The sequence below is a fragment of the Burkholderia sola genome (genome assembly GCF_905400185.1).
In the GTDB taxonomy this organism is placed as follows: Bacteria; Pseudomonadota; Gammaproteobacteria; order Burkholderiales; family Burkholderiaceae; genus Burkholderia; species Burkholderia sola.
Map to the genome: position 1 here is coordinate 588,366 of NZ_FR989675.1, position 23,771 is coordinate 612,136.

Here is a 23,771-nt window from a genome sequence, read left to right on the forward strand (position 1 = left end):
CCAGAGTGAAGGACAGCGCTATTCTAATGGCTTTCGCGGCGCGTTCCGGCAAGGCATACCCAGCCTTCGTGTTCGCGCCAGACCGAAATGTCGACGTAGCGCGCATAAACGGCCGCGACTTCGTCCGCCTGGCGCGCGAGCACGCCCGACAGCGCGATGCGCCCGCCCGGCTTGACCTTCGATGCGAGCATCGACGCCATCAGCTTCAGCGGATTCGACAGGATGTTCGCGACGACGATGTCGAATTCGCCGTCCGGGCACGCATCGGGCAGCCCGTACGTAACTTCCGCCCGGTTGCGTTCGCTGTTCTGGCGCGCCGATTCGACTGCCTGCGGATCGATGTCGATGCCGATCACGGGGTTCGCCCCGCATTTCTTCGCGAGGATCGCGAGAATGCCCGAGCCGCAGCCGTAGTCGAGCACCGACTGACCGGGCTTCACCGACTGCTCGAGCCACTCCATGCACAGACGGGTCGTCGGATGGCTGCCGGTGCCGAATGCGAGGCCGGGGTCGAGCTCGAGGACGAGCGCATCGGGATCGGGCGCGTCGTGCCACGACGGCACGACCCAGATCCGCTCGCCGATCGGAATCGGCTCGAACTGCGACTGCGTGAGCCGCACCCAGTCCTGCTCCTCGACTTCGCGCACGACGAACTGGGGCGTCTCGGCGAGGCCGATCTCGTTCGCGGCCGCCGCGAGCAGCACGGCCGGCTCGTGATCGGCCGACAGCAGCGCGACCACGCGCGAGTGCTGCCACGCGGTGCGATCGGGCACGAGGCCCGGCTCGCCGAAGAGCGGCTGTTCGTCGGGCGTGTCGGCGTCGGCGTCCTCGACGGACACCGACAGCGCGCCGAGATCGAGCAGTGCGTCGGACAGGGCCTCCGCATGCTCGCGGGCCAGTTCGACGACGAGTTCGCGATAACTCATGCTTACGCTTCTTCCGGTGCGACCTGCTGCTTCTGCGCGAGCCGGTTTTCGAGGTAATGGATGCTGGTGCCGCCTTCGACGAACTTCGCGTCGATCATCAGCTCGCGGTGCAGCGGGATGTTGGTCTGGATGCCTTCGACGACCATTTCCGACAGCGCGATGCGCATCCGGCGGATCGCCTGCTCGCGTGTCGCGCCGTAGGTGATCAGCTTGCCGATCATCGAATCATAGTTCGGCGGCACGAAATAGCCATTGTAGGCGTGCGAATCGACGCGCACGCCGGGGCCGCCCGGCGTATGCCACGACGTGATCCGGCCCGGCGAAGGCGTGAACTTGAACGGATCTTCGGCGTTGATCCGGCATTCGATCGCATGTCCGCGGAACTGGATGTCGCGCTGGCGCAGCGTGAGCTTCTCGCCGGCCGCGATGCGGATCTGTTCCTGCACGATGTCGACGCCGGTGATCAGTTCCGATACCGGGTGCTCGACCTGCACGCGCGTGTTCATCTCGATGAAGTAGAACTCGCCGTTTTCGTACAGGAATTCGAACGTGCCCGCGCCGAGGTAGCCCATCTTCTTGCATGCGTCCGCGCAGCGATCGCCGATGCGGTCGATCAGGCGGCGCGGAATGCCGGGCGCCGGCGCTTCCTCGATCACCTTCTGGTGGCGGCGCTGCATCGAGCAGTCGCGCTCGCCGAGCCAGATCGCGTTCTTGTGCGCGTCCGACAGCACCTGGATCTCGATATGGCGCGGGTTCTCGAGAAACTTCTCCATGTACACCTGCGGGTTGCCGAACGCACGGCCGGCTTCCTCGCGGGTCATGTTGACCGCGTTGACGAGCGCGGCTTCGGTGTGCACGACCCGCATCCCGCGCCCGCCGCCGCCACCCGCCGCCTTGATGATGACCGGATAGCCGATCGCGCGCGCAATCTTGACGATCTCCTTCGGATCGTCCGGCAACGCGCCTTCCGAGCCCGGCACGCACGGCACGCCGGTCTTGATCATCGTCTGCTTCGCGGTGACCTTGTCGCCCATCATGCGGATCGTTTCCGGGCGCGGGCCGATGAACGTGAAGCCCGACTGCTCGACGCGCTCCGCGAAATCGGCGTTCTCGGACAGGAAGCCGTAGCCGGGGTGGATCGCCTCGGCGTCGGTGACTTCCGCGGCGCTGATCAGCGCCGGCATGTTCAGGTAGCTCAGGTTCGACGGGGCCGGGCCGATACAGACGGCTTCGTCGGCGAGGCGCACGTACTTGGCTTCCTTGTCGGCTTCCGAGTACACGACCACCGTCTTGACGCCGAGTTCGCGGCACGCGCGCTGGATGCGCAGCGCGATTTCACCGCGGTTGGCAATGAGGATTTTTTCAAACATAGCGAGTATTCGTCTCTTCGAGGGGCGCGCGAACGGCGCCTGGCGAGCATCTCGGCGGCGCGCGGCCGGCAGGGCCGCGCGGCGGGCTTAGCCGATCACGAAAAGCGGCTGGCCGTATTCGACGGCCTGGCCGTTCTCGACGAGGATTTCCTTGATCACGCCGGCCTTGTCCGACTCGATCTCGTTGAGCAGCTTCATCGCTTCGATGATGCAGATCGTCTGGCCTTCCTTGACCGTGTCGCCGGCCTGCACGAACGGGTCGGCGCCCGGCGACGGCGCGCGATAGAACGTGCCGACCATCGGCGACGTCACGACGTGTCCCTGCGGGACGGCCGGTGCGGCGGCTGCGCCGGCGGCCGGCGCCGCGCCGTCGGTCGGCAGCGCGGCCGACGGAGCCGGCGCGCTGACTTGCGGGGCATACCCAGCCGTCGGCTGCACGTAGACCGGCGGCGCGTTCTTGACGATGCGCACCTTGCCTTCGCCTTCCGTCACTTCCAGCTCGGAGATGCCGGATTCGGAAACGAGGTCGATCAGAGTTTTCAGCTTACGAAGATCCATCGGGAATTCCCCTTTCAATACGTGAAAGCGCCGGTGAGGGGCCGGCGCTGAATCTAGATCGCGAAATCAGCCGCGCGACGCGCCTTGCAGCTTGTCCAGCGCGTACTCGAGCGCGTACAGATAACCTTTCCAGCCGAGCCCGCAGATCACGCCTTCGGCCTGGTCGGAAAAGTAGGAGTGGTGCCTGAACGCTTCGCGGCGATGCACGTTCGACAAGTGAACCTCGACGAACGGGATGCCGACACCGGCGATCGCGTCCCGGATCGCAACGCTCGTGTGCGTATACGCGGCCGGATTGATCAGGATGAAATCGGTCTGTTCCTCCCGCGCGGCCTGGATGCGGTCGACCAGCGCGCCTTCATGGTTGCTCTGGAACGACGACAGTTCGGCGCCGGCTTCCCGGGCGCGCGCGGCAAGCGCCTGATCGATCTGCGCGAGCGTGACGCGGCCGTACACCTCCGGTTCCCGGGTGCCGAGAAGGTTCAGGTTGGGGCCGTGCAACACCAGCAATCGTGTCATGGTCGCTTCTATTTCTGCGGAATTGCGCGAACTTTAGCGCTATTTAGAGAAATTTGTCTAGTTTTGCCGAACGGCCAGGCGCGCCGGACCTGCAAGAATTACCGGCGCGGGCGCAAAGTATCCGCGAATTCACGCGAAATTGCCGCGATCGACCTGCAAATCGCCGCCAACGTGCGGGCTGCCGTTCGGACCGATTACAGTGCGTCGAGCGTCTTTTTCAGCTCGGCCGGTTGGATTTGTCCCAATTTTGTCTCGCGAATCTTGCCGGTTTCGTCGATGACGACGGTAAACGGCAGCGCGCCGGCGGTATTTCCGAAATTTCGGGCCAGATCGGCGCCTGCGTAGCCGCTGACGAAGACTGGATAGTCGACCTTCACCTTCTGCAGGAAGTTCTTCACGTTCTGCCCGGAATCGACGCCGATTCCGACGAAACGGATGCCTTTCTGCTTGTACTGATGTGACAGCGCGACGAGCTCGGGCATCTCCTCGACGCACGGGCCGCACCACGACGCCCAGAAATTGACCACAACCTTCTGGCCCTTGAAGGAAGCGAGCGACGCCGGATTGCCATCGACGCCGGTCAGCGACGACGCCCACAGCTGGTCGACCGGATTGCCGTGGGCGACCGGCGCGGCGACGGCGACACCGTCGTCGGCGCTGCCGCCGCGGAACCAGTGGCCGGCGGCGAGCCCGCCGGCGATGGCGGCGGCCGCGACCACCGCGAGCGCCAACATGCGTTTCATCATCATCGTTGAGTCAATCCGGTTCGGAAGGAGCCTGGCCTGCGTCGACGAGCGCGCGCAGCGCCGCGGCGTCCGCGCGGGCGACGCGGCCGCGCGCGTCGGCCTTCACCGCGCCGCGCAGGTCGTCGCTCGCATACAGCGCAAGATGGATGCCGATCGCATCCACGTCGCGCCGCGGGCGCCACAGGAAACTGAGCGTCTCGACGTCGCCGCGGCCCGCGAAATGCCGCGTCTCGGACACGTCGTACTGGACGTTCTGGTTCAGCAGGTAGATCGCGACGTCCTTCGGGTTGTCGGTGAAGGCCTGCAAATGGATATCCGAATGCGCGTTCGCGGTGCCGTTCAGCACGGCGCCCGTCACATAAGGATGGAACTCGGCGAGCCGGCCCATCCAGTCGAGCGCGATTTCGCGCAGGCGGCGCAGTTCGTCCGGCTGCGTGTCGCTCTGGAACAGCGCGAGGTACTCGCGCAGTTCTTCCTCGATCTGGTCGTTATCCGGCAGCCATTCTCCGGCAACGCGCGAATCGCCCAGTAACTGGCGCGCGGCCTTGCGCTTCGCGCCGGCATAGTCCTGGCCGTCCTCCGCGATCAGGCGGGCGGCGGACTGGGCGATTTCCTCGCGGACGCGCCGCGGGTCGACAAGAGGTTTGCGAGACATGATCCGGCAATCATACTCGATCGCCACGGCGCCCGAGCGCGGGTGCGGCGGCCCGCCGTCCGAGGGCGCCGGCGCCGCTCGCGCGCATCGTTCGGGCCGCCGGGCATCGCAGGCCGTCAGTTACAATACTGCTCTTTGTGTCGCGGCCAGGTCGTTGGCCGGGCGCCGGCCGCACGGCCTCGCCGGCGCGCCGCACACGCATCCTTTCCGAATCGACGGCGCCCGGCGGCGCGAAAGCATTCCTCTATGCACATCCACATTCTTGGCATCTGCGGCACCTTCATGGGCGGTCTCGCCGTACTCGCACGCGAGGCGGGCCACACGGTGACGGGTTGCGACGCGGGCGTCTATCCGCCGATGAGCACGCAGCTCGAGGCGCAGGGCATCACGCTGATCGAGGGCTACGGCGCCGAGCAGATCGACCTGAAACCGGACCTGTTCGTGATCGGCAACGTCGTCACGCGCGGCAATCCGCTGATGGAGGCAATCCTCGATCGCGGCCTGCCTTACGTGTCGGGTCCGCAGTGGCTCGGCGAGCACGTGCTCGCCGGCAAGTGGGTGCTCGCGGTCGCGGGCACGCACGGCAAGACGACCACGTCGTCGATGCTCGCATGGCTGCTGGAAGATGCCGGCCTGAACCCGGGCTTCCTGATCGGCGGCGTGCCGCTGAACTTCGGCGTGTCCGCGCGGCTCACCGATTCGAGCTTCTTCGTGATCGAAGCCGACGAGTACGACACGGCATTCTTCGACAAGCGCTCGAAGTTCGTGCACTACCGGCCGCGCACCGCGGTACTGAACAACCTCGAATTCGATCACGCCGACATCTTCCCCGATCTCGCCGCGATCGAGACGCAATTCCACCATCTCGTGCGCACCGTGCCGGGCGTCGGGCGGATCGTCACGAACGGCCGCTCGGATGCGCTCGAGCGCGTGCTCGCGCGCGGCTGCTGGAGCGAGGTCGAGCGTTTCGGCGTCGACGGCGGCTGGCAGGCGCTGCCGGCCGAGGACGGCGTGCCGGTCGACGAACGCTTCGCGGTGTATCGCCAAGCCGAGCGCGTCGGCGAAGTCGCGTGGCAGGTGCAGGGCGACCACAACCGGATGAACGCGCTCGCGGCGATCGCCGCCGCGCGCCACGTCGGCGTGCCGCCGGCGCAGGCTGCGGTTTCCCTCGCGTCGTTCCGCAACGTGAAGCGCCGCATGGAAGTGCGCGGCAGCGTGGACGGCGTGACCGTCTACGACGATTTCGCGCACCATCCGACCGCGATCGACACCACGATCGCCGGTCTTCGTGCGCGCATCGGCCGCCAGAATGCCCGCATCCTCGCCGTGCTCGAGCCGCGCTCGAACACGATGAAGCTCGGCGTGATGAAGTCGCAACTGCCGGCGAGCCTGGCCGATGCCGATCTCGTGTTCGGCTACGGCGCGCCGACCGGGCGCGATGCGCTCGGCTGGAATCTCGCCGAGGCGCTCGCGCCGCTCGGCGAGCGCGCGCGCGCATTCGACGATCTGCATCTGCTGGTGAAGGCGGTGGTCGAGGCCGCGCGTCCGGGCGACCACGTGCTCGTGATGAGCAACGGCGGCTTCGGCGGCGTGCACCAGAAGCTGCTCGACGCGCTCGGGAGCCGCCCGTGATCCTGTACCTGCACGGCTTCCGGTCGTCGCCGGAATCGCAGAAGTCGCGGCTGCTCGCCGCGCGGATGGCCGAACTCGGCCGCGCCGACGAGTGGCGGTGCCCGTCGCTGTCGGTGTCGCCGCTGGAGGCGATCGCGGTGGCGGAAGCCGAGGTCGCGGGCGCGCGCGACGTGACCGTGATCGGCAGCTCGCTCGGCGGGTATTACGCGACGTGGCTCGCCGAAAAGCATGGCTGGAAAGCCGTGCTGCTGAATCCGGCGATCGTGCCGCAGCGGGATCTGGAACAACATCTGGGCGAGCAGCCGCTGTGGCACGGCGGCGGCACGATCGTCGTCGAGCGCCGCCACCTGCACGAACTCGACGCGCTGCGCGTGCCGGCGATCACGCGCGCCGACCGCTACTATCTGTTCGCGGCGACCGGCGACGAAGTGCTCGATTACCGCGAGATGCTCGCCCATTACCCGGGCGCGAAAACCCGCGTGATCGACGGCAGCGACCACGGAATCAGCGAATTTGCCGACTATGTCGACGACGTTCTCGCGTTTTGCGACGGAAAGACGTCATAAACCGGCCATGTGCCAATCGAATTCCCATCATCATGCGGCGCCGCCGACGCGGCGCCCGGCAGTCTGAACGAGAGTACTGAGTGAACGTTTTCTTCGAGGAATCGGGCAGTTTCAAGGCGGGCAGCGTGCTGTCGCGCCAGGGCGACGCATTTCAGGTCGAGTTGCCCGGCGGGCGGCGCGCGAAGGTGCGCGCGAAAGACGTGCTGATCGAATTCGACAAGCCGGCTGCAGGCGAACTGATGCAGGAGGCCGACACGGCCGCGCAGCAGATCGATCTGGACTTCCTGTGGGAATGCGCGCCGGCCGACGAGTTCGCGTATACGGCGCTCGCCGCCGAATACTTCGGCGCGACGTACGGCCCGGTCGAGCGCGCGGCGCTGGTGCTGCGGCTGCACGGCTCGCCCGTCTATTTCCGCCGCAAGGGGCGCGGCCAGTACCAGCGCGCGCCGGAAGAGCAGCTCAAGATGGCGCTCGCGTCGCTCGAGCGCAAGCGCCAGCAGGCGCTCGTGCAGGCGCAGTATGAAGAAGAGCTGAAGGCGGGCAAGCTGCCGGAAGCGTTCGCGGGCAAGGTGCTCGGGCTGCTGACGCGGCCGGACAAGAATTCGATCGAATACAAGGCGATGGAAGCGGCGGCCGGCGCGCGCGGCGTGTCGCCGGCGCGGCTGATGCTCGACTGCGGCGGCATCGAGTCGCCGCGTGCGCTGCACGAAGCGCGCTTCCTCGCGGAATTTTTCCCGCACGGCACCGGCTTTCCGCCCGTCACGGTCGGCCCGCTGCCGGACGACCTGCCGCGCGCGAACGTCGAGGCGTTCTCGATCGACGACATCACGACGACCGAAATCGACGACGCTTTCTCGGTCGAGCACCTGGCCGACGGCCGGGTGCGGATCGGCGTGCACATCGCGGCGCCGGCGCTCGGCATCGTGCGCGGCGATCCGGTCGACGCGATCGCGCGCGCGCGCCTGTCGACCGTCTACATGCCGGGCGACAAGATCACGATGCTGCCGGACGACGTCGTCGACGTGTTCACGCTGAAAGAGGGCGATTACCGGCCGGCGCTGTCGCTGTACATCATCGTGAACCGCGACACGCAGGACATCGTCGCGAACGAGACCCGCGCCGAGCTCGTGTTCGTGAAGAACAACCTGCGCCACAACACGCTCGACGAGCTCGTCAACGAAGAGACGCTCGCGGCCGGCACCGGCGACTACCCGCACAAGGACGACATCGCCGTGCTGTGGCCGCTCGCGCAGGCGCTGTTCGAGAAGCGCCAGGTCGCGCGCGCGGGCTACGGCCTGAAGCGCGAAGTGCAGCGCAACACCGACTACAACTTCTACGTCGAAGGCGAGCACGTGACGATCACGCCGCGCCGCCGCGGCTCGCCGCTCGACCTGATCGTGTCGGAGCTCGCGATCCTCGCGAACTCGACCTGGGGCGCGTTCCTGCACGATCACACGGTGCCCGGCATCTACCGGTCCCAGCGCGGCTTCGGCGCGCCGGGCCCGAAGCGCACGCGGATGCAGACGACGGCCGCGCCGCACGAAGGCCTCGGCGTCGCGCAGTACGCGTGGAGCACGTCGCCGCTGCGCCGCTACGTCGACCTCGTGAACCAGTGGCAACTGCTCGCGTGCGTGCAGCACGGCGTCACCGCGAAGCTCGCCGCGCCGTTCAAGCCGAAGGACGCCGATCTCTACGCGGTCGTGCAGGGCTTCGACGATACGTACACGGCCTACGCCGACTACCAGCGCCGGATGGAGTACTTCTGGTGCCTGCGCTGGCTCAAGCAGGAGCAGAAGAAGCAGGTCGTCGCGAGCGTCGTCAAGGGCGATCTCGTGCGCCTCGAGGAAATCCCGCTGCTGCTGCACGTGCCGGGACTCGGCGTGCATGCGCGCGGCACGCGCGTGCTGCTCGACGTGATGTCGCTCGACGAACTGACGATCGAGGCGTCGGTGCGTCTGCTGAACGTGCTCGACGCGCCGACCGTGACGAGCGGCGATACGGCCGAGGCCGACGAAGAGGATGATGCCGAAGGCGGCGACGACACGCTGGTCGACGCGGAAGACGCGTCGGCGCAAACCGAGGCCGAAGCGCTGGCCGAATCGGGCGACGCGGCGGCACAGGGCGGCGAAGCCGCGAGCGGCAACGACGGCGAAGAGGGACGCGCATCATGAACGCAGTTGCGTCGACGAGCGGCACGGACCGCTATGTCGTGTTCGGCAACCCGGTGGCGCACAGCAAGTCGCCGTTCATCCACGCGCAGTTCGCCGCCCAGACCGGCGAGCCGATCGAGTACGCGCACCGGCTCGCGCCGGTCGACGGATTCGAGGCCGCCGTGCGCGCGTTCGTCGCCGAAGGCGGTCGCGGCGCGAACGTGACGGTGCCGTTCAAGCTCGACGCGCATGCGCTCGCCGACACGCTGTCGCCGCGCGCGGCGGCGGCAGGCGCGGTGAACACGCTACGCATCGACGCCGACGGCCGCCTTTACGGCGACAACACCGACGGCGTGGGCCTCGTGCGCGACATCGAAGCGAATCTCGGCGTGTCGCTCGCGGGTGCGCGCATCCTGCTGCTCGGCGCGGGCGGCGCCGCGCGCGGTGTCGTGCTGCCGCTGCTCGACCGCGCGCCGCTGTCGATCGGAATCGTCAATCGCACCGCGAGCAAGGCCGAGGCGCTCGTCGGCCAGTTCATGCAGGCCGCGCACGATGCGGGCTGCATGCTCGCGGGCGGCGGGCCCGGCGTCGTGCGGGCCGAGCCGTACGACGTGGTGATCAATGCGACGGCCGGCAGCCTCGATGCCGCGCTGCCGGAATGCGACGCGGCCGCGTTCGGCGCCGGCACGCTCGCGTACGACATGATGTACGGCGCGCAGCCGACCGTGTTCATGCAGCACGCGGCGTCGCTCGGCGCGCGCACGGCCGACGGGCTCGGGATGCTGGTCGAGCAGGCGGCCGAATCGTTCTTCATCTGGCGCGGCGTGCGGCCGGACGGCGCACCGGTGCTGGCCGCGCTGCGCCAGGCGCTCGCGGCGAGCTGAACGGAGCGCGGCACGTGGCGGCGGTGAGCGGCACGCAGCGCACGCGGACGGTGAGCATCGCGCGCTGGATCGTCTATGCGGGATCGGTGTTCGCGCTCGCGTGGCTCGCGACGCAGCTGTTCTATCTCGCGCAGATCGCGCTGTGGTCGTTCGTGAATCCCGGCTCGACCGCGTTCATGCGCACCGACGCGTGGTGGCTGTCGCGCGACACGCCGCCCGCGCAGATCCGGCACCAGTGGGTGCCGTACGACCAGATCTCGCGCAACCTGAAGCGCGCGCTGATCGCGTCCGAAGATTCGACCTTCGCGACCAACAACGGCTACGACGTCGACGCGATCCTGCAGGCGTGGGAGAAGAACAAGGCGCGCGGCAGGATCGTCGCGGGCGGCTCGACGATCACGCAGCAGCTCGCACGCAACCTGTTCCTGTCGCGCGAGAAAAGCTACATCCGCAAGGGGCAGGAGCTGATCATCACGTGGATGCTCGAAACGGTGCTCGACAAGGAGCGCATTTTCGAGATCTACCTGAATTCGGTCGAATGGGGGCGCGGCGTGTACGGCGCGGAAGCGGCCGCCCATTATTACTACAAGATTCCCGCGAGCCGGCTCGGCGCGTGGCAGTCGGCGCGTCTCGCGGTGATGCTGCCGAAGCCGCGCTGGTTCGATGCGCATCGCGGCTCGGCCTACCAGGCGCAGCGTGCGGCGATCATCGCACGCCGGATGGGCGCGGCCGAGCTGCCGCAATCCGAGTAAGCGGCGCGCCCGCGTCGCTGCGTTGTCCGTTCTGCCGTTCGCGCAGGATTGCTGCGTTGCAGCGCATTCGTGTCATCACCCTTTCGGGCCGCATCCTTTAGACGAATTCGTCTATTTCGCTTTGGCGAGCAATATCGGCGAGTGCATGTTTTTGTTGAGCGTCATCGCACGAAACGGGTGCTTTTTTAGTCGTTACCAGTAAACGCGAAAGTCGATGAAAGCGACGTGAAATGCAACGTTTCGCGAATCGAAGCATTCCTGAAAGGTGTGCGCTGCACTGCTTGCGCGCCGAATATTTCCAAATTTTTCAAAGCCGGCGGGCTCGCGTATATTGGCCGGCGCCTCGGCTCATCGGCCGCAATCGAGGCGGGGGGCGGCTTATCCGGCTGCTCGACAAAAAAACATGCGAGAAGGGACGCAACGATGCCAGCGAGCAAAGCGAAGCTGTTGTTGGGAGTGGTGTGTTCTTCGCTGATACTGACGGCCTGCAATGACGACGTGACGTCGTCGTCTGCAGCGAGCGCCGCCAATTCAGCCGACCCTGCCGGTCAGGTCGACCGCGCGTACAACGATCCAAACAGTTATTCGTCGAGCGCGAACGCGTCGCTCGATGCCTCCACCGCGGTCGAAAAGGCCGCCGTCACGCACCATCAGATCACGCTGAACGGCAAGACGATCCGGTACACGGCCACGGCCGGCCACCTCGTCGCACGCAATCCGCAGACGGGCGCGCCCGAGGCCTCGTTCTTCTACGTCGCGTACACGGCCGACAACCAGCCCGCGGCGAAGCGGCCCGTCACGTTCCTGTACAACGGCGGCCCCGGCTCGGCGTCGGTGTGGCTGCACCTCGGCTCGTTCGGCCCGCGCCGGATCCAGACCGGCGACCCGAACGCGAACGCGTCGACGTTCCCGTTCGTCGACAACCAGGAAACCCTGCTCGACACGACCGACCTCGTGTTCGTCGATGCGATCGGCACCGGCTTCTCGGAAGCGGTCGCGCCGAACACGAACCAGACGTTCTGGGGCGTCGACCAGGACGCCGGCGCGTTCCGCGATTTCGTGACGCGCTACCTGAGCGTGAACCAGCGCAACGATTCGCCGAAATACCTGTTCGGCGAATCGTACGGGACGCCGCGCACCGACGTGCTCGCGAACCTGCTCGAGACGGCCGGCGTGAAGCTCGACGGCATCGTGCTGCAGTCGTCGATCCTGAACTACAACACGAACTGCGACATGGCGAGCGACTATGTCGGCAACTCGAACAACGGCGCGAGCCCGGTGAGTTGCGCGGGCTTCGTGCCGTCGTATGGCACGGTCGGCGCGTATTACCAGCTCGACAACCCGAACCCGTCGAACCTGCCGCAGTATGCGGACCAGATGCGGCTGCTGACGGCCGGCAGCTACGCGCCCGCCGTGAACGCGTACCTCGCGAGCCATACGCCGCCGCCGCCGAATCTCGTCACGACGATGGCGAATTCGACCGGCGTGAAGCAGGCGTTGTGGAATGCGGACTTCAACGTGGTCCCGACCTTCTTCGACAACAGCTTCCAGCTGTCGCTGGTGCCGGGCACGCTGATCGGCCGCTACGACGCACGCGTGAACGTGCCCGTGTCGAGCCCGCTCGCGGCCGACGGCGATCCGTCCAGCTCGTTCATCACGAAGCCGTTCACCGACACGATCGGCAGCTACCTGCCGAACGAGCTGAAGTACACCGCGCAGTCGGCCTACTCGGTGAGCAGCAATGCGATCAACACGTGGGACTGGACGCACGACGGCCTCGCGATGCCCGACACGATCCCCGATCTGGCCGCGGCGCTGACGCTGAACCCGGCGCTGAAGGTGCTGTCGCTGAACGGCTATCACGACATCGCGACGCCGTTCTACCAGACCGAGCTCGACCTCGCGCGGCTCGGCACGCAACCGAACCTGACGATCAAGGACTATCAGGGCGGGCACATGGTCTATCTCGACGATACGTCGCGTCCGCAGGAGAAAGCCGACCTCGTGACCTTCTACAACGTGGCCGCGCACTGATTGCGCCACGCCGGCGACGGGCGCCCTCGGCGGCGCCGCTCGCCGGCAGTCGACGACCTCATTCCAGACTGGAGCCTGACATGAAGAATCGTTTCATCGTCGTTGCCGCGGCGCTCGCATGCGTCGGCGCCGCCGCATCCGTTTCCGCGTTCGCGCAGGCGAGCGACGCCGCTGCCGCACCGGCGCGTGCGCGCCAGGCGCAGCTCGGCGATCCGTACGTGCCGCCGGCCGCGCGCCACGCGACCGCCGGCACGCAGACCACCGGCGCCGCGCTGCATGCGCAGGTGGTGCGCAAGCTCGCGCGGCAGTTCAGCGCGGCCGACACGCAGAACACGGGTTCGATCACCGAGTCGCAGGCGCGCGCGGCCGGCCTCGGCTATGTCGCGAACCACTTCCGGCAGATCGACGCGGGCGGCAGCGGCCGTGTGTCGTTCGCCGACGTCCAGCGCTACATGCAGGCGCGCAGCACGAGCCAGCAGTAAGCGCGGTACGGCATGAACAAACGGGGGCGGAACCTGCGACACGGCAGGTCCCGCCCCCGTATGCATGGCGCGGCCGGCGCAGCGAGCCCGCTGCCTATCCCGCCTGAATTCTCATTATCTGGACAACGCACTCAAATATTGGAGACGAGTGCGTGCGCTCCTACAATCCGAAGCACATCGACAGCTTCGGACCCACGCATCGCGCGGCGCCCGTCGCACACGGAGACACCTTCCATGAAGTTCGCCGGGCGCTTTACTCGGTGCATCGACCGCCGCCACGCCGCCGCACCGGACGCAGTTCCGGCGCCGCGCGAGCGGCTTCACCGATTCCGTTGAAGACGCCCCGTTCCATGACCAAGATGCCAGACTCTCTTGCCCTCGACGCCCGGCGTGCGATGCCGGCCGAACCGTCGCTGACCGACAGCATCGGCGCGACCAGCACGCCGCTCGACCTCGCCGCGCAGCAGGCCGGCACGCAGACGCTGCTGCGCGGCCTCGCGATCCTCGAGGCGATCGCGAACGGTGCGCGCGACATGCGCGCGATCGGCGCCGCGCTCGGCACGACGCGCAGCACGACGCACCGTCTCGTCAGCAGCCTCGTGCAGGCGCGCTATCTGCGCCAGGTGCAGGGCGGCTACCTGCTCGGCCCGAAGCTGATCGAGCTCGGCACGATCGCGCTCGAGCAGATGCCGCTGACCGCGGTGGCGCGCCCGCATCTGGAAGCACTCGCGGAAGCGACGCTCGACACGATCCATCTCGGCGTGCGCGACGGCGACGACGTGCTGTACATCGACAAGATTCCCGGCACGCGCGGCCTTGAGATGCGCTCGCGCGTCGGCCACCGGATGCCGCTCGCGTCGACCGGCATCGGCAAGGCGATGATGCTCGACCTCGATCCGGATCTGTGGCGCTCGCTGTTCGAAGCCGCGCGGCGCGCGCTGGCCGGCGTCAACTTCAAGCCCGACAACCGGCCCGAGACGAGCGCGTTCCTGCAGCGCATGGCCCATTACGCGGCCGGCGGCTATACGTTCGATCTCGAGGAAAACGAGGCGTCGATCCGCTGCGTGGCCGCGCCGATCCGCGACGCATCGGGTGCGATCGTCGCGGCGGTGTCGGTCGCGAGCACGATTCCGTACATGCCGCACGACCGCATGGACGAACTGATTCCGCTCGTGCAGCGCGAAGCGCGAGCCATTTCCGCGGAGCTGGGCTGGAGCCCGCCGCAGGGTACCCGCAGGATCAAACGATGACGACTTCGACCCGGCCCGTTCCGGATGCCAGTTCCGCCTCCCCGTCGCTGATCGCGCTCGACTGGGGCACCACGTCGCTGCGCGCGTATCTGTACGACGCGCACGGCGTGCCGATCGACACGCGCAGCCGGGCGGCCGGCGTGATGCACGTGCCGGGCGGCGGCGCGCGTGCGTTCGACGCGGTGTTCGAGGAAGCGTGCGGCGACTGGCTCGACCGCACGCCCGGCCTGCCGGTGCTCGCCGCCGGGATGGTCGGCAGCGCGCAGGGCTGGCGCGAAGCGCCGTACGTCGCGGTGCCGGCCGGCGCCGACGCGCTCGTCGCAGGTCTCATCACCGTGACGACGGCGCGCGGCACGACGGTTTCGATCGTGCCGGGCGTGATCGCGACGGGCGAATTGCCCGACGTGATGCGCGGCGAAGAAACGCAGATCGTCGGCGCGCTTGCGAGCGATCCCACGCTTGGCGCTGATCGTTCAGGGGTACTGATCGGCCTGCCGGGCACGCATGCGAAATGGGCGTGGGTGAAGGACGGCCTGATCGAACGCTTCCAGACCTTCATGACCGGCGAGCTGTTCGCGGTATTGCGCGACCACACGATCCTCGGCCGCACGATGCGCGCGGGCGAATCACCCGATCGCGCGGCGTTCTTGCGCGGCGTGGCAGTCGCCCGCGGCGCGCAGCGCACGGGCCTGCTCGCGACGATTTTCAGCACGCGCACGCTGGGGCTGACCGACCGGCTCGCCCCCGATGCGCAGGGCGACTATCTGTCCGGCTTGCTGATCGGCCATGAGCTGAACGCGCTCGACGCGATGCTCGCGGAGCGCGGCATCGCGCTCGCGGACCAGCCGCTGCTGCTGATCGGCGACGACGCTTTGTGTTCGCGCTACGTCGATGCGCTCCGGGTATTCGGCCATATGCATGCGCGTGTCGCCCCGCATGCGACCGAGCGCGGCCTGTGGCGGATCGCGTCGCGCGCCGGGCTCGTGCGCGCGGACGGCGAGCCCGTCTGTGCCGACCAGTGAACTGCTTGAAGAGGAATTGCCGATGCCGTCCGACCTGACCTTGCCCGCACCGTACATGCCCCACGCCGCATTGATGCGTGCGTTCGACGCGTGTCCGCTGATCGCGATCATGCGCGGCATCACGCCTGCCGAAGCGGCCGACCATGGCCGTGCGCTGTACGAAGCCGGCTTCCGGATCGTCGAGGTGCCGCTCAACTCGCCGGAGCCGTTCGACAGCATCGCGGCGCTGCGGCGTGCGCTGCCCGACGACATGATCGTCGGCGCGGGCACCGTGCTGCGCGCCGAGTACGTCGACCGCGTGCAGGACGCGGGCGGCGCGCTGATCGTGATGCCGCACAGCGACGCGGCCGTGATCCGCCGCGCGCGCGAGCGCGGGCTCGCGAGCGCGCCGGGCGTCGCGACGCCGACCGAAGCGTTCGCGGCGCTGACGAACGGCGCCGACGTGCTGAAGATGTTCCCGGCCGAGCAGCTCGGCGTGACGGTCGTGAAGGCCTGGCGCGCGGTGATCGACCGCGCGGTGCCGCTGATTCCGGTCGGCGGGATCGCGCCGGACAACATGCAGCCGTTCCTCGACGCCGGCGCGAACGGCTTCGGGCTCGGCTCGGCGCTGTACCGCCCCGGCCAGTCGGCGGACACGACCGCGGCGAATGCGCGCGCGTTCCAGGCCGGCTTGCGCGTCGCGCGCGGCGGAGACGCATGATGGGCCGCCTCGCGGGCAAGGTCGCGATGGTGACGGGTGCGGGCCGTGGCATCGGCGCCGCGATCGCGCGTGCGTTCGTGCGCGAAGGCGCGGCCGTCGCGCTCGTCGATCTCGACTTCCCGCAGGCGCAGCACACGGCCGCCGCGATCGCACGCGAATGCGACGGCGCGCGCGTGCTGCCGCTGCAGGCGGACGTCGCGCGGCAGCAGGCGGTGCGCGACGCGCTCGCGCAGACGGAAGCGGCGTTCGGCCCGCTCGACGTGCTCGTGAACAACGCGGGCATCAACGTCTTCGCCGATCCGCTGACGATGACCGACGACGATTGGCGCCGCTGCTTCGCGGTCGATCTCGACGGCGTGTGGCACGGCTGCCGCGCGGCGCTGGAGGGCATGGTCGAGCGCGGTCGCGGCAGCATCGTGAACATCGCGTCGACGCATGCATTCAGGATCATCCCGGGCTGCTTTCCGTACCCGGTCGCGAAGCACGGCGTGCTCGGCTTGACGCGTGCGCTCGGCATCGAATACGCGGCGCGCAACGTACGCGTGAACGCGATCGCGCCGGGCTACATCGAGACGCAACTGACGCGCGACTGGTGGGACGCGCAACCCGATCCGGCCGCCGCGCGCGCCGAGACGCTCGCGCTGCAGCCGATGAAGCGCATCGGAAAACCGGAGGAGGTCGCGATGACGGCCGTGTTCCTCGCGTCCGACGAGGCGCCGTTCATCAATGCCGCGTGCATCACCGTCGATGGCGGGCGCGCGGCGCTGTATCACGACTGACACGATTGACGCAACGATTCGAAAGACCGCACGTGCGACGGCCGCGCGCACGCTGCGTCGAAACCAACAAGCGGCTGCATCCTGTTCGATGAAAACAAGGAGACACTGGAGATGAAACGCAGAACGTTCGTAACGCTGGCCGCCGCGGCCGCGGTGGTGATGGGCAGCCCGGTCGCGCACGCGGCCGACCCGGTCAAGATCGGCTTCCTGGTGAAGCAGCCGGAAGAGCCGTGGTTCCAGGACGAGTGGAAATTCGCCGAGATCGCCGCGAAGCAGAAGGGCTTCACGCTCGTGAAGATCGGCGCGCCGTCCGGCGAGAAGGTGATGAGCGCGATCGACAACCTGTCCGCGCAGAAGGCGCAGGGCTTCATCATCTGCACGCCCGACGTGAAGCTCGGGCCGGGCATCGTCGCGAAGGCGAAGTCGCACAACCTGAAGATGATGACGGTCGACGACCGCCTCGTCGACGGCGCGGGCAAGCCGATCGACGCGGTGCCGCACATGGGAATTTCCGCGTACAACATCGGCAAGCAGGTCGGCGACGGCATCGCGGCCGAGATCAAGAAGCGCGGCTGGGACATGAAGGACGTCGGCGCGATCGACATCACCTACGAGCAGCTGCCGACCGCGCACGACCGCACGAGCGGCGCGACCGACGCGCTGGTCGCCGCCGGCTTCCCGAAGGCGAACGTGATCGCGGCGCCGCAGGCGAAGACCGACACCGAGAACGCGTTCAACGCGGCGAACATCGCGCTGACCAAGAACCCGCAGTTCAAGCACTGGGTCGCGTACGGCCTGAACGACGAGGCCGTGCTCGGCGCGGTGCGCGCGGCCGAAGGGCGCGGCTTCAAGGCCGACAACATGATCGGCATCGGTATCGGCGGTTCCGATTCGGCGTTGAACGAGTTCAAGAAGCCGCAGCCGACGGGCTTCTACGGCACCGTGATCATCAGCCCGAAGCGCCACGGCGAGGAAACCTCGGACCTGATGTACACGTGGATCACGCAGGGCAAGGCGCCGCCGCCGTTGACGCTGACGACGGGCATGCTCGCGACGCGCGACAACGTGTCGAAGGTGCGCGAGGAGATGGGGCTCGCGTCGAAGTAAGCGGCCCGCCGGCTGCCGCGGCGACGCGGCGGCCGGCGGTCGATGGATCTGGAAGTGGGGAGACGACGTGTCAGCGGCACTGCGTTTTGACAATATCGGCAAGGTATTTCCCGGCGTGCGCGCACTCGACGGCATTTCGTTCGACGTGCATGCGGGCGAGGTGCATGGCCTGATGGGCGAGAACGGCGCCGGCAAGTCGACGCTGTTGAAGATTCTCGGCGGCGAATATCAGCCCGATGCGGGCAGCGTGCTGGTCGACGGCCAGCCCGTGCAGTTCGCGAATGCGGCCGCGTCGATCGCGGCCGGCATCGCGGTGATTCACCAGGAATTGCAGTACGTGCCCGACCTGACGGTCGCGGAGAACCTGTTGCTCGGCCGCCTGCCGAATGCGTTCGGCTGGGTCAGGAAGCGCGAGGCGAAGCGTTACGTGCGCGAGCGGCTCGCCGAGATGGGCGTGGACCTCGATCCCGACGCGCGGCTCGGGCGGCTGTCGATCGCGCAGCGACAGATGGTCGAGATTTGCAAGGCGCTGATGCGCAATGCGCGCGTGATCGCGCTCGACGAACCGACGAGCTCGCTGTCGCATCGCGAGACGGAAGTGCTGTTCAAGCTGGTCGACGACCTGCGCGCGCAGGGCCGTGCGCTGATCTACATCTCGCACCGGATGGACGAGATCTACCGGCTGTGCGACGCGTGCACGATCTTTCGCGACGGGCGCAAGATCGCGTCGCACGAAGCGCTGGCCGACGTGCCGCGCGAGCGGCTGGTCGCCGAGATGGTCGGGCGCGAGATCGCGGACATCTACCATTACGCGCCGCGCGCGCTCGGCGACGTGCGGTTCTCCGCCGAAGGCGTCGACGGCCCGGCATTGCGCGAACCCGCGAGCTTCTCGGTGCGCGCGGGCGAGATCGTCGGCTTCTTCGGGCTCGTCGGCGCGGGCCGCAGCGAACTGATGCGGCTCGTGTACGGCGCGGACCGCCGGCGCGCGGGCGTGCTGACGCTCGACGGCAAGCGCATCGACGTGAAGCGCACCGGCGACGCGATCCGCCACGGCATCGTGCTGTGCCCCGAGGACCGCAAGGAAGAAGGGATCATCGCGATCGCGTCGGTCGCCGAGAACATCAACATCAGCTGCCGCCGCCATTCGTTGCGCGCGGGGCTGTTTATCAACGGCAAGACCGAAAGCGCGACGGCCGACCGCTTCATCCAGCGGCTGAAGATCAAGACGCCGAACCGGCGGCAGAAGATCCGCTTCCTGTCGGGCGGCAACCAGCAGAAGGCGATCCTGTCGCGCTGGCTCGCGGAGCCCGACCTGAAGGTCGTGATCCTCGACGAGCCGACGCGCGGGATCGACGTCGGCGCGAAGCACGAGATCTACGACGTGATCTACCGGCTCGCGGAGCGCGGCTGCGCGATCGTGATGGTGTCGTCGGAACTGCCGGAAGTGCTCGGCGTGTCCGACCGCATCGTCGTGATGCGCGAAGGCCGGATCGCCGGCGAGCTGCCGCGCGCCGACGCGAACGAGCACGCGGTACTGAACCTCGCGCTGCCGCAGACGAGCGCGGTCGAGGCAGCCTGACGCGGCCGGCTACGTCCGGACAACCCCGGGACATTCGAATCGAACACGCGCGGCGCGGGTCGCGCGATGCAGGAGCAGGAGACACACCATGCAAGCCAACGAAAACCTTGCCAGCGCCGCAGTGAAGTCGGCCGACGTGCTGGTGCCGCAGCAGAGCGACCGCCAGAAGTGGTGGCAGCATCTGACCGAATACAGCCTGATCGCGATCTTCGCGGTGATGTTCATCACGATGTCGCTGACCGTCGATCACTTCTTCTCGATCGACAACATGCTCGGCCTCGCGCTGTCGATCTCGCAGATCGGCATGGTCGCGTGCACGATGATGTTCTGTCTCGCGTCGCGCGACTTCGACCTGTCGATCGGCTCGACCGTCGCGTTCTCGGGCGTGCTGTGCGCGATGGTGCTGAACGCAACCGACAACACGTTCGTCGCGATCATCGCGGCGGTCGCGGCCGGCGCCGCGATCGGCTTCGTGAACGGCGCGGTGATCGCGTATCTGCGCATCAACGCGCTGATCACGACGCTCGCGACGATGGAGATCGTGCGCGGGCTCGGCTTCATCGTGTCGAAGGGGCAGGCGGTCGGCGTGTCGTCGGATACGTTCATCGCGCTCGGCGGGCTGTCGATGTTCGGCGTGTCGCTGCCGATCTGGGTCACGCTGCTGTGCTTCATCGGCTTCGGCGTGCTGCTGAACCAGACCGTCTATGGCCGCAACACGCTCGCGATCGGCGGCAACCCGGAAGCGTCGCGGCTCGCGGGGATCAACGTCGAACGCACGCGCGTGTACATCTTCCTGATCCAGGGCGCGGTGACCGCGCTCGCGGGCGTGATTCTCGCGTCGCGCATCACGTCGGGCCAGCCGAACGCCGCGCAAGGCTTCGAGCTGAACGTGATCTCCGCGTGCGTGCTCGGCGGCGTGTCGCTGATGGGCGGCCGCGCGACGATCTCGGGCGTCGTGATCGGCGTGCTGATCATGGGCACCGTGGAGAACGTGATGAACCTGCTGAACATCGACGCGTTCTACCAGTACCTGGTGCGCGGCGCGATCCTGCTCGCGGCCGTGCTGCTCGACCAGCTGAAGAACCGCGGCGTACGCGACTGACCGACCTGTTTCCACGGAGACGATCCGCATGACCATCGATACATCAGTGCACGGCGCGAACACGGCGGCGAGCGACGCGCGCTTCGCGCGCTACCCGAGCCTCGAGGATCGCGCGGTGCTGATCACGGGCGGCGCGACCGGCATCGGCGCGTCGTTCGTCGAGCACTTCGCCGAACAGGGCGCGCGCGTCGCGTTCGTCGACCTCGACGCGGCGGCCGGCGCCGCGCTGGCCGAACGCCTCGCGCACGTACGCCATGCGCCGCTGTTCCTGTCCTGCGACCTGACCGACATCGACGCGCTGCGCCGCGCGATCGACGCGATCCGCGCACGCATCGGCGCGATCGCGGTGCTCGTGAACAACGCGGCGAACGACACGCGCCACACGATCGGCGACGTGACGCCCGCGTCGTTCGACGCGGGCATCGCGGTGAACCTGCGTCACCAGTTCTTCGCCGCACAGGCGGTGATCGACGACATGAAGCGGCAGGGCGGCGGCGCGATCATCAATCTCGGCTCGATCAGCTGGATGCTGAAGAACGGCGGCTATCCCGTCTACGTGATGGCGAAGGCGGCCGTGCAGGGCCTGACGCGCGGCCTCGCGCGCGATCTCGGCCCGTTCGGCATCCGCGTGAATTCGCTGGTGCCCGGCTGGGTGATGACCGACAAGCAGCGCCGGCTGTGGCTCGACGACGCGGGCCGGGCGGCGATCAAGGCCGGCCAGTGCATCGACGCCGAACTGCTGCCGGCCGATCTCGCGCGGATGGCGCTGTTTCTCGCGGCCGACGACAGCCGGATGATCACCGCGCAGGACGTGATCGTCGACGGCGGCTGGGCCTGACCGCTCGCACGACCTGCATCGTTTCTTCGACGAAGGAAAGGAGCTCACCATGACCGCCACGTCCTCGCGCGCATCGTCGTCCACCAGCCAGTCGCGCCGCGCGCGCCTGGCGGCGGCCGCCCAGCCGGTCAGCCCCGGCCCGCAGACGGCCGTGTTCGCGCAGGGCGTCGGCGCCGCGCATGCGGCGGTCGTCACGCTGTCGAACGCATCGCTGCGGCTCGACGTGCTGCCGCACCTCGGCGGCGGCATCGCGCGCTTCGACTGGCGCGGCGACAACGGCGTGCTGATGCCGGTGTTCCGCCGGTGCGAGCACCCGGAGACGGCGACGGACCCGAACGAGCTCGCGTGCTATCCGCTGCTGCCGTACTCGAACCGGATCGGCGACGGGCGCTTCGAATGCGACGGGCGCAAGGTCGCGGTGCCGCGCAACCGCCGCGACGAGCCGCTGCCGATCCATGGCGACGGCTGGCTCGCGCCGTGGCAGGTGGACGATGCGACCGACACGTCGCTGCAACTGTCGCTCGACCGCGCCGCCGGCGCGCCGTACGCGTTCCGCGCGATCCAGTCGTTCGAACTCGACGACGCGACGCTGTCGATCGCGCTGACGATCGAGAACGCGGGCCGCGCGCGGCTGCCGTTCGGGCTCGGCGTGCATCCGTTCCTCGTGCGCGATGCGGCGACCGAACTCGCCGCGGCGGCGGGCGGGCTGTGGTTGTCGGGCGCCGATTTCCTGCCGGTGCGGCACGTCAGCGTGCCGCCGGCCTGGCAGTTCGGCGTCGCGTATCCGCTGCCGGCCACGCTCGTCAATCACGCGTTCACCGGCTGGGGCGGCCACGCGACGGTGAGCTGGCCGCGCCGCCGCCTGTCGCTGACCGTCGCGGCCGACGCCGACGCGTACGTGCTCTATACGCCGCCGGGCGCGGATTTCTTCTGCTTCGAGCCGGTCGATCATCCGATCAATGCGGTGAACCTGCCGGGCGGCGCGACCGCGCACGGGATGACGCTGCTCGCGCCCGGCGAGGGGCTCACGCGGCGTTTCGCGTTCACCGTCGGACGCACCGATGTGCGCAGCCATGCCGCGACACGCGAGGGACACCGGCGACGCGGGTAAAATACGCGGTCTACCAACGGTTTGCCGCGAGTATCCGCCATGTCTTCCCCGCTTACTTTCATTGAATCGCTGCGCGCCGCGTGGCAGCGCACGAATTCGCTGCTGTGCGTCGGCCTCGATCCCGAGCCGTCGCGCTTTCCCGTGCAGTTCGACGGCCAGCCCGACGCGATCTTCGAGTTCTGCCGGCAGATCGTCGACGCGACCGCGCAGTACGCGAGCGCGTTCAAGCCGCAGATCGCGTACTTCGCCGCGCATCGCGCGGAAGACCAGCTCGAGCGGCTGATCGCGCATATCCATCTCCAGCATCCGGGCCTGCCCGTGATCCTCGACGCGAAGCGCGGCGACATCGGCAGCACGGCCGAGCAGTACGCGCGCGAAGCGTTCGAGCGCTATCGCGCGGACGCCGTCACGGTGAACCCGTACATGGGCTACGACTCGGTCGAGCCGTACTTCGAGCATGAAGGCAAGGGCGTGATCGTGCTGTGCCGCACGTCGAACCCGGGCGGGTCCGACCTGCAGTTCCTCGATACGAACGGGCGGCCGCTGTACCAGGTCGTGGCCGATCTCGCGGCGAACAAGTGGAACGCGAGGAACGGCCAGCTCGGCCTCGTGGTCGGCGCGACGTTCCCGAAGGAAATCGAGATCGTGCGCGGGATCGTCGGCGACATGCCGCTGTTGATCCCCGGCATCGGCGCGCAGGGCGGCGACGTGCAGGCGACCGTCAACGCGGGCCGCACGGCCGACGGCACCGGGATGATGATCAACTCGTCGCGCGCGATCCTGTACGCGAGCAAGGGCGAGGATTTCGCTGAAGCCGCGGCGCTTGCCGCGCAGAAGACGCGCGACACGATCAACGCGCATCGCTGAAATACCGGCCGCCCGCCCCGGGCGGCCTTCGACCGCCGCGCCCGCGTCCGCGGGCCGCGCGCGTTCATCGCGTGTTCGCCGTCCTGGCGCACGCGAACAACTTCCCGTCGCTTCCGTATCGCATGCGCGCAATTTAGTCGCG

At 68.1% G+C, this 23,771-nt stretch carries 23 protein-coding genes; 17 read left to right on the forward strand and 6 right to left on the reverse strand.

What is annotated here, in order from left to right; translation table 11 throughout:
- Window positions 1–23 precede the first annotated feature (23 nt).
- The 6 genes from prmA to KR541_RS02735 form a co-directional block, all read right to left on the reverse strand.
- A complete protein-coding gene (prmA, locus tag KR541_RS02710; RefSeq protein WP_006496752.1) occupies window positions 24–926 on the reverse strand; it encodes a 50S ribosomal protein L11 methyltransferase in 903 nt (300 codons plus the stop codon).
- A gap of 2 nt (window positions 927–928) precedes the next feature.
- Window positions 929–2,296, reverse strand: a complete 1,368-nt coding sequence (gene accC / locus KR541_RS02715; RefSeq protein WP_050013869.1) for an acetyl-CoA carboxylase biotin carboxylase subunit — start codon at window positions 2,294–2,296, stop codon at window positions 929–931.
- An 87-nt stretch (window positions 2,297–2,383) separates the two neighbouring features.
- Window positions 2,384–2,854: an acetyl-CoA carboxylase biotin carboxyl carrier protein gene (gene accB, locus KR541_RS02720; protein ID WP_050013868.1), complete on the reverse strand. Its 471-nt coding sequence runs from the start codon at window positions 2,852–2,854 to the stop codon at window positions 2,384–2,386.
- A gap of 66 nt (window positions 2,855–2,920) precedes the next feature.
- Window positions 2,921–3,373, reverse strand: coding sequence for a type II 3-dehydroquinate dehydratase (aroQ, locus tag KR541_RS02725; RefSeq protein WP_027783493.1), 453 nt, complete (start codon window positions 3,371–3,373; stop codon window positions 2,921–2,923).
- A gap of 194 nt (window positions 3,374–3,567) precedes the next feature.
- Entirely contained in the window at window positions 3,568–4,122 is a 555-nt protein-coding gene (locus KR541_RS02730) for a TlpA family protein disulfide reductase (protein ID WP_050013867.1), read from the reverse strand.
- Window positions 4,123–4,129: 7 nt separating this feature from the next.
- Window positions 4,130–4,774, reverse strand: a complete 645-nt coding sequence (locus KR541_RS02735) for a hypothetical protein (protein WP_050013866.1) — start codon at window positions 4,772–4,774, stop codon at window positions 4,130–4,132.
- 246 nt (window positions 4,775–5,020) lie between these two features.
- Here KR541_RS02735 and mpl point away from each other — a divergent pair, with 246 nt between their 5' ends.
- The 17 genes from mpl to pyrF all read left to right on the forward strand — a co-directional run bounded on the left by mpl (window position 5,021) and on the right by pyrF (window position 23,629).
- Window positions 5,021–6,406, forward strand: coding sequence for a UDP-N-acetylmuramate:L-alanyl-gamma-D-glutamyl-meso-diaminopimelate ligase (gene mpl, locus KR541_RS02740; protein ID WP_050013865.1), 1,386 nt, complete (start codon window positions 5,021–5,023; stop codon window positions 6,404–6,406).
- Entirely contained in the window at window positions 6,403–6,972 is a 570-nt protein-coding gene (locus KR541_RS02745; RefSeq protein ID WP_050013864.1) for a YqiA/YcfP family alpha/beta fold hydrolase, read from the forward strand. The genes mpl and KR541_RS02745 overlap by 4 nt, the downstream gene beginning before the upstream one ends.
- 80 nt (window positions 6,973–7,052) lie before the next feature.
- Complete coding sequence (locus tag KR541_RS02750) at window positions 7,053–9,143, forward strand: RNB domain-containing ribonuclease (protein WP_050013863.1); 2,091 nt, start codon at window positions 7,053–7,055, stop codon at window positions 9,141–9,143.
- Entirely contained in the window at window positions 9,140–10,006 is an 867-nt protein-coding gene (aroE, locus tag KR541_RS02755) for a shikimate dehydrogenase (RefSeq protein WP_050013862.1), read from the forward strand. Before KR541_RS02750 ends, aroE begins: the two co-directional genes overlap by 4 nt.
- A 14-nt stretch (window positions 10,007–10,020) precedes the next feature.
- Window positions 10,021–10,758, forward strand: a complete 738-nt coding sequence (mtgA, locus tag KR541_RS02760; RefSeq protein WP_050013861.1) for a monofunctional biosynthetic peptidoglycan transglycosylase — start codon at window positions 10,021–10,023, stop codon at window positions 10,756–10,758.
- Between the two features lie 423 nt (window positions 10,759–11,181).
- Complete coding sequence (locus KR541_RS02765) at window positions 11,182–12,792, forward strand: S10 family peptidase (RefSeq protein WP_176015577.1); 1,611 nt, start codon at window positions 11,182–11,184, stop codon at window positions 12,790–12,792.
- A gap of 80 nt (window positions 12,793–12,872) precedes the next feature.
- Window positions 12,873–13,274 carry an EF-hand domain-containing protein gene (locus KR541_RS02770; protein ID WP_050013859.1) on the forward strand — a complete coding sequence of 134 codons (402 nt, stop codon included), beginning with the start codon at window positions 12,873–12,875 and terminating at the stop codon, window positions 13,272–13,274.
- 350 nt (window positions 13,275–13,624) lie between these two features.
- Entirely contained in the window at window positions 13,625–14,524 is a 900-nt protein-coding gene (locus tag KR541_RS02775) for an IclR family transcriptional regulator (RefSeq protein WP_050013858.1), read from the forward strand.
- On the forward strand, window positions 14,521–15,546 hold the full coding sequence (locus KR541_RS02780; protein ID WP_050013857.1) for a 2-dehydro-3-deoxygalactonokinase: 1,026 nt from the start codon (window positions 14,521–14,523) through the stop codon (window positions 15,544–15,546). The genes KR541_RS02775 and KR541_RS02780 overlap by 4 nt, the downstream gene beginning before the upstream one ends.
- 22 nt (window positions 15,547–15,568) lie before the next feature.
- Entirely contained in the window at window positions 15,569–16,246 is a 678-nt protein-coding gene (locus KR541_RS02785; RefSeq protein ID WP_176015611.1) for a 2-dehydro-3-deoxy-6-phosphogalactonate aldolase, read from the forward strand.
- Window positions 16,246–17,025 (forward strand): SDR family oxidoreductase, encoded by a 780-nt coding sequence (locus tag KR541_RS02790; RefSeq protein WP_050013855.1) that lies wholly within the window; start codon window positions 16,246–16,248, stop codon window positions 17,023–17,025. The genes KR541_RS02785 and KR541_RS02790 overlap by 1 nt, the downstream gene beginning before the upstream one ends.
- A gap of 111 nt (window positions 17,026–17,136) precedes the next feature.
- Window positions 17,137–18,132 carry an arabinose ABC transporter substrate-binding protein gene (locus KR541_RS02795; RefSeq protein WP_050013854.1) on the forward strand — a complete coding sequence of 332 codons (996 nt, stop codon included), beginning with the start codon at window positions 17,137–17,139 and terminating at the stop codon, window positions 18,130–18,132.
- 67 nt (window positions 18,133–18,199) lie between these two features.
- Complete coding sequence (gene araG / locus KR541_RS02800) at window positions 18,200–19,711, forward strand: L-arabinose ABC transporter ATP-binding protein AraG (protein WP_124556636.1); 1,512 nt, start codon at window positions 18,200–18,202, stop codon at window positions 19,709–19,711.
- An 88-nt stretch (window positions 19,712–19,799) separates the two neighbouring features.
- Window positions 19,800–20,813: an L-arabinose ABC transporter permease AraH gene (araH, locus tag KR541_RS02805; RefSeq protein ID WP_213345920.1), complete on the forward strand. Its 1,014-nt coding sequence runs from the start codon at window positions 19,800–19,802 to the stop codon at window positions 20,811–20,813.
- 28 nt (window positions 20,814–20,841) lie between these two features.
- Window positions 20,842–21,651, forward strand: coding sequence for an SDR family NAD(P)-dependent oxidoreductase (locus tag KR541_RS02810; protein ID WP_050013851.1), 810 nt, complete (start codon window positions 20,842–20,844; stop codon window positions 21,649–21,651).
- Window positions 21,652–21,700: 49 nt separating this feature from the next.
- Window positions 21,701–22,762: an aldose 1-epimerase gene (locus KR541_RS02815; RefSeq protein ID WP_050013850.1), complete on the forward strand. Its 1,062-nt coding sequence runs from the start codon at window positions 21,701–21,703 to the stop codon at window positions 22,760–22,762.
- A 39-nt stretch (window positions 22,763–22,801) separates the two neighbouring features.
- Entirely contained in the window at window positions 22,802–23,629 is an 828-nt protein-coding gene (pyrF, locus tag KR541_RS02820; RefSeq protein ID WP_050013849.1) for an orotidine-5'-phosphate decarboxylase, read from the forward strand.
- Window positions 23,630–23,771: the final 142 nt, after the last annotated feature.

Excerpts from the sequence above, each read along its gene's own strand:
- prmA (WP_006496752.1), bottom strand. The coding sequence starts at position 926 with ATGAGTTATCGCGAACTCGTCGTCGAACTGGCCCGCGAGCATGCGGAG.
- accC (WP_050013869.1), bottom strand. The coding sequence starts at position 2,296 with ATGTTTGAAAAAATCCTCATTGCCAACCGCGGTGAAATCGCGCTGCGC.
- accB (WP_050013868.1), bottom strand. The coding sequence starts at position 2,854 with ATGGATCTTCGTAAGCTGAAAACTCTGATCGACCTCGTTTCCGAATCC.
- aroQ (WP_027783493.1), bottom strand. The coding sequence starts at position 3,373 with ATGACACGATTGCTGGTGTTGCACGGCCCCAACCTGAACCTTCTCGGC.
- KR541_RS02730 (WP_050013867.1), bottom strand. The coding sequence starts at position 4,122 with ATGATGATGAAACGCATGTTGGCGCTCGCGGTGGTCGCGGCCGCCGCC.
- KR541_RS02735 (WP_050013866.1), bottom strand. The coding sequence starts at position 4,774 with ATGTCTCGCAAACCTCTTGTCGACCCGCGGCGCGTCCGCGAGGAAATC.
- mpl (WP_050013865.1), top strand. The coding sequence starts at position 5,021 with ATGCACATCCACATTCTTGGCATCTGCGGCACCTTCATGGGCGGTCTC.
- aroE (WP_050013862.1), top strand. The coding sequence starts at position 9,140 with ATGAACGCAGTTGCGTCGACGAGCGGCACGGACCGCTATGTCGTGTTC.
- KR541_RS02765 (WP_176015577.1), top strand. The coding sequence starts at position 11,182 with ATGCCAGCGAGCAAAGCGAAGCTGTTGTTGGGAGTGGTGTGTTCTTCG.
- KR541_RS02770 (WP_050013859.1), top strand. The coding sequence starts at position 12,873 with ATGAAGAATCGTTTCATCGTCGTTGCCGCGGCGCTCGCATGCGTCGGC.
- KR541_RS02775 (WP_050013858.1), top strand. The coding sequence starts at position 13,625 with ATGACCAAGATGCCAGACTCTCTTGCCCTCGACGCCCGGCGTGCGATG.
- KR541_RS02780 (WP_050013857.1), top strand. The coding sequence starts at position 14,521 with ATGACGACTTCGACCCGGCCCGTTCCGGATGCCAGTTCCGCCTCCCCG.
- KR541_RS02785 (WP_176015611.1), top strand. The coding sequence starts at position 15,569 with ATGCCGTCCGACCTGACCTTGCCCGCACCGTACATGCCCCACGCCGCA.
- KR541_RS02790 (WP_050013855.1), top strand. The coding sequence starts at position 16,246 with ATGGGCCGCCTCGCGGGCAAGGTCGCGATGGTGACGGGTGCGGGCCGT.
- KR541_RS02795 (WP_050013854.1), top strand. The coding sequence starts at position 17,137 with ATGAAACGCAGAACGTTCGTAACGCTGGCCGCCGCGGCCGCGGTGGTG.
- araH (WP_213345920.1), top strand. The coding sequence starts at position 19,800 with ATGCAAGCCAACGAAAACCTTGCCAGCGCCGCAGTGAAGTCGGCCGAC.
- KR541_RS02810 (WP_050013851.1), top strand. The coding sequence starts at position 20,842 with ATGACCATCGATACATCAGTGCACGGCGCGAACACGGCGGCGAGCGAC.
- KR541_RS02815 (WP_050013850.1), top strand. The coding sequence starts at position 21,701 with ATGACCGCCACGTCCTCGCGCGCATCGTCGTCCACCAGCCAGTCGCGC.
- pyrF (WP_050013849.1), top strand. The coding sequence starts at position 22,802 with ATGTCTTCCCCGCTTACTTTCATTGAATCGCTGCGCGCCGCGTGGCAG.